Origin of the sequence: Butyricicoccus sp., from assembly GCF_050872565.1 — a bacterium.
Lineage (GTDB): Bacteria > Bacillota > Clostridia > Oscillospirales > Butyricicoccaceae > Butyricicoccus_A.
The window spans coordinates 1-3,887 of the sequence record NZ_JBNMHC010000210.1 but is presented as its reverse complement, the minus strand read 5'-3'; the positions used below and the strand labels follow the sequence as shown (position 1 = coordinate 3,887).

At 50.8% G+C, this 3,887-nt stretch carries 7 protein-coding genes and 1 pseudogene; all 8 read left to right on the top strand.

From position 1 onward, the window contains the following. Positions 1–160, top strand: a pseudogene (locus tag ACR0P9_RS08785) (type I methionyl aminopeptidase); the annotation flags it as partial. A gap of 143 nt (positions 161–303) precedes the next feature. Further along, positions 304–528 carry a translation initiation factor IF-1 gene (gene infA / locus ACR0P9_RS08780; protein WP_087022496.1) on the top strand — a complete coding sequence of 75 codons (225 nt, stop codon included), beginning with the start codon at positions 304–306 and terminating at the stop codon, positions 526–528. Positions 529–603: 75 nt separating this feature from the next. Next, complete coding sequence (gene rpmJ, locus ACR0P9_RS08775) at positions 604–717, top strand: 50S ribosomal protein L36 (RefSeq protein ID WP_087022493.1); 114 nt, start codon at positions 604–606, stop codon at positions 715–717. A 35-nt stretch (positions 718–752) separates the two neighbouring features. Continuing rightward, positions 753–1,118, top strand: a complete 366-nt coding sequence (rpsM, locus tag ACR0P9_RS08770) for a 30S ribosomal protein S13 (protein WP_216469588.1) — start codon at positions 753–755, stop codon at positions 1,116–1,118. Between the two features lie 16 nt (positions 1,119–1,134). Then, positions 1,135–1,536, top strand: a complete 402-nt coding sequence (gene rpsK / locus ACR0P9_RS08765; RefSeq protein WP_087022487.1) for a 30S ribosomal protein S11 — start codon at positions 1,135–1,137, stop codon at positions 1,534–1,536. Between the two features lie 15 nt (positions 1,537–1,551). After that, positions 1,552–2,145: a 30S ribosomal protein S4 gene (gene rpsD, locus ACR0P9_RS08760; protein WP_432619280.1), complete on the top strand. Its 594-nt coding sequence runs from the start codon at positions 1,552–1,554 to the stop codon at positions 2,143–2,145. 60 nt (positions 2,146–2,205) lie between these two features. Beyond that, the gene (locus ACR0P9_RS08755) at positions 2,206–3,153 is read left to right on the top strand and encodes a DNA-directed RNA polymerase subunit alpha (RefSeq protein ID WP_216469586.1); all 948 of its coding nucleotides are present in this window, start codon (positions 2,206–2,208) and stop codon (positions 3,151–3,153) included. Between the two features lie 88 nt (positions 3,154–3,241). Next, positions 3,242–3,583: a 50S ribosomal protein L17 gene (gene rplQ / locus ACR0P9_RS08750; protein ID WP_216469585.1), complete on the top strand. Its 342-nt coding sequence runs from the start codon at positions 3,242–3,244 to the stop codon at positions 3,581–3,583. Positions 3,584–3,887 lie beyond the last annotated feature (304 nt).

Sequence of the window (3,887 nt, the reverse complement as noted above, 5' to 3'; positions counted from 1 at the left end):
TATGGTAAATGTAGGAACGTATGCAGTAAATGTCCTGCCGGACGGTTGGACCGTCAAGACGGCAGACGGCAAGCTGTCTGCGCACTACGAGAATTCTATCGCAATCACCGAGGGAGATCCGGTCATTCTGACCTTCCCTACTGACGGAGAAAATTGGTGAGAGCGGGGATTCTACACGCAAACCCCATGATTTGATTTTATCCCGCTGCGGCTGCGGAGGAGCGATGCTGCGCTGCTCCATCAGAGCGGGGGCCTGGCAAACATGCAGGGCCGTAGACTTTCTGACAATTGGAGGAAATTAAGATGCCAAAAGAGGACTTGATTGAACTGGAAGGTACCGTCATAGAGGCGCTGCCAAACGCTACCTTTAAGGTAGAACTGAACAATCCGGCGAAGCCGGTCATTCAGGCTCACATCTCCGGTAAGCTTAGAATGAACTATATTCGCATCCTGCCCGGCGATAAAGTAACGGTACAGGTCTCCCCGTATGACCTGACCAAGGGCAGAATCACCTGGAGATCCAAGTAATCCAGATTCACACCCCGGAATGAGGCATTACAGGCTGCCATTCCGGTTCGACACAACCTTATGGAGGTTATTTCAATGAAAGTAAGACCGTCTGTAAAACCGATTTGCGAGAAGTGCAAGATCATTCGTCGCAAGGGTCGTGTCATGGTAATCTGCACGAACCCGAAGCACAAGCAGAAGCAGGGCTGATTCCCCACTGAACCACACAGGAGGTGCGTTAATAAATGGCAAGAATTGCCGGTGTAGACCTTCCGAGAGAAAAGCGCGTAGAAATTGGTCTGACCTATGTCTACGGCATCGGACGGAAGCTGTCCAATGAGATTTTGAAGAAGGCGGGTATCAATCCGGATACTCGTGTTAAGGATCTGACTGAAGCAGAAGAGATCAAGCTGCGTGAAGTGATCCATGATTATACTGTAGAAGGCGACCTGCGCCGTGAAGTTGCGCTGAACATCAAGCGCCTGGTAGAAATCGGCTCCTATCGTGGCGTTCGCCATAGAAGAGGCCTGCCGGTTCGCGGTCAGCGTACCAAGACCAACGCTCGTACTCGCAAGGGCCCGAAGAAGACCATTGCGAACAAGAAGAAGTAAGGAGGCGTACTGAAAAATGGCTAAGGCACAGAAGAAGGGCGCCGTTTCTCGTAAGCGCCGCGTAAGCAAGAACATCGAAAAGGGTGCGGCTCATATCCGTTCCTCCTTTAACAATACCATCGTAACCATCAGCGACCTGAACGGTAATGCTATTTCTTGGGCATCCGCTGGTGAGATGGGTTTCCGTGGCTCCCGTAAGTCTACTCCGTTCGCTGCACAGACTGCTGCAGAGACCGCTGCAAAGGCTGCTATGGAGCACGGCCTGAAGACTGTTGAAGTCTACGTAAAGGGCCCGGGTTCCGGCCGTGAGGCTGCTATCCGCGCACTGCAGGCTACCGGCCTGGAAGTAACCATGATCAAGGACGTTACCCCGATCCCGCACAATGGTTGCCGTCCGCCGAAGAGAAGAAGAGTTTAAGGAGGATACAGACTTATGGCAAAGAACACACAGCCGATTCTGAAGCGCTGCAAGACTCTGGGTATTTCTCCGGCAGTTCTGGGCGTTAACAAGGAAACCAATAGAAACCCGAAGCAGTCCAGAAGAAAGCAGTCTGAGTACGCTATGCAGCTGACTGAGAAGCAGAAGGTCAAGTTTATCTATGGCGTTCTGGAGAAGCAGTTCAGAACATACTACAAGAAGGCTGAAAAGATGGAAGGCAAGGCTGGTGAGAACCTGCTGATCCTCCTGGAGACCCGTCTGGACAACGTTGTATTCCGTCTTGGCTTCGCTAAGACCCGTCGTGAGGCTCGTCAGCTGACCTCCCATGGCCATTTCACCGTAAACGGCCAGAAGGTTGATATTGCATCTTACCGCGTAAAGCCGGGCGATGTAATCGCTGTTCGTGAGAAGAGCCGCTCCAGCGCTAAGTTCAAGGCTCTGGTTGAAGAGCTGGGCGCTACTGCTACTCCGAAGTGGCTGGAGAAGGAAAAGGACAGCTTTGAAGGCAAGGTAATCGCAATGCCGCAGCGCGATGACATCGACTACGAAGTTGCTGAGCACCTCATCGTCGAGTTGTACTCCAAGTAAGATTTGCCCTCATTTGTTTGTTTTATTATTTCGCCGACTGATAAGGAGGGTATCATTTAAATGATCGAAATTGAAAAGCCCCGTATAGACTGCGAAAACCTTGCAGAAGATGGTTCCTACGGCAAGTTCGTCGTAGAGCCGCTGGAGCGCGGATACGGAACCACCCTCGGAAACTCTCTTCGCCGCATTCTGCTGTCGAGCCTGCCGGGCACGGCTGCAAGTAGCATCAAGATCAATGGTGTGCAGCATGAGTTCTCTACCATTCCTGGTGTCAAGGAAGACGTAACAGAGATCGTGCTCAACGTAAAGGGCATCATTGCGAAGCTGTACTGCGATGGACCGAAGACCGTTTACATTGAGGCAAGTGGAGAAGGCACTGTAACCGCTGGTGATATTCACACCGACGGCGAGGTAGAGATCCTCAATCCGGAACTGCACATTGCAACCCTGATGAGCGACGCGCATCTGTCCATGGAAATCACCCTGACCAACGGTCGCGGCTATGTTTCCGCAGAGCGCAACAAGCAGTATCAGACTGCAATCGGCGTGATTCCGGTAGACTCGATCTACACGCCTGTCTATAAGGTAAACTACACAGTTGAAAATACTCGTGTCGGCAATATGACCGATTACGACAAGCTGACTCTGGAAGTGTGGACCGACCGCACGATCACAGCTAAGGACGCTGTATCGCTGGGCGCAAAGGTTCTGACTGACCATCTGTCCCTGTTTGTTGACCTCTCTGAGGAAATCGGTTCTCATTCCACTGTTGTTGAGAAGGCTGAGACACAGCATGATAAGGTTCTTGAGATGACGATTGAGGAACTGGATCTGTCCGTTCGCTCTTTCAACTGCCTCAAGCGTGCCGGTATCAACACGGTAGAAGACCTCATCAACACTTCTGAAGACGACATGATGAAGGTTCGTAACCTCGGCAAGAAGTCTCTGGAAGAAGTTATTTACAAGTTGGAGGCAATGGGTCTTTCCCTTGCCAAGAATGAAGACTAATCAACCCCAACCATATCGCGGAACCCGGCTCTTTTGCCGGGGGCTCCGCCAGGATAGATAGACCTGTACCAAAGGAGGTAATTTTCTCATGGCTGGAAACCGTAAACTCGGCAGAACCACTGACCATAGAATGGCAATGCTCAGAGCAATGGTAACCTTCCTGCTGGAAAACGGCAGAATTGAGACCACTGTTGCAAGAGCCAGAGAAGTTCGTCCTCTCGCAGAGAAGATGATCACACTCGGTAAGAAGAACACCCTCGCAACCCGCCGTCAGGCAGCTGCTTTCATCACCAAGAAGGAAGTAGAAGCTAAGGTATTCGGCGAGCTGGCAGAGAAGTACGCTGACCGCAACGGCGGCTACACTCGCATCGTAAAGATCGGCCCGCGCCGCGGCGATGCAGCTGAGATGGCTATTATCGAGCTGGTTTAATTGATCGATAATCAATGAATCCGAAAGGAGATTGTTTCGAGCGCATGCTATCGGAACAATCTCTTTTTTTGCGTTTTTGTGTAGCTTGTATGAACTGGTTGCAACAGGCAGGGTTCAGTGATATAATCAAATTATTCTAATCACAAATAAGGAAGTATTCTATGGCACAAAACAGATACAAAAAGCTGATGGGAAATACCCTGATTTTTGCCATCGGCACATTTTCCTCCAAGGTACTGGTATTCCTCATGCTGCCGTACTATACCAACATCCTGTCTACAGGTGAGTATGGTACCGTTGATGC

Bases quoted from the DNA above. Each gene is read 5' to 3' on its own strand.
- infA (WP_087022496.1), top strand. From the start codon at position 304: ATGCCAAAAGAGGACTTGATTGAACTGGAAGGTACCGTCATAGAGGCG.
- rpmJ (WP_087022493.1), top strand. From the start codon at position 604: ATGAAAGTAAGACCGTCTGTAAAACCGATTTGCGAGAAGTGCAAGATC.
- rpsM (WP_216469588.1), top strand. From the start codon at position 753: ATGGCAAGAATTGCCGGTGTAGACCTTCCGAGAGAAAAGCGCGTAGAA.
- rpsK (WP_087022487.1), top strand. From the start codon at position 1,135: ATGGCTAAGGCACAGAAGAAGGGCGCCGTTTCTCGTAAGCGCCGCGTA.
- rpsD (WP_432619280.1), top strand. From the start codon at position 1,552: ATGGCAAAGAACACACAGCCGATTCTGAAGCGCTGCAAGACTCTGGGT.
- ACR0P9_RS08755 (WP_216469586.1), top strand. From the start codon at position 2,206: ATGATCGAAATTGAAAAGCCCCGTATAGACTGCGAAAACCTTGCAGAA.
- rplQ (WP_216469585.1), top strand. From the start codon at position 3,242: ATGGCTGGAAACCGTAAACTCGGCAGAACCACTGACCATAGAATGGCA.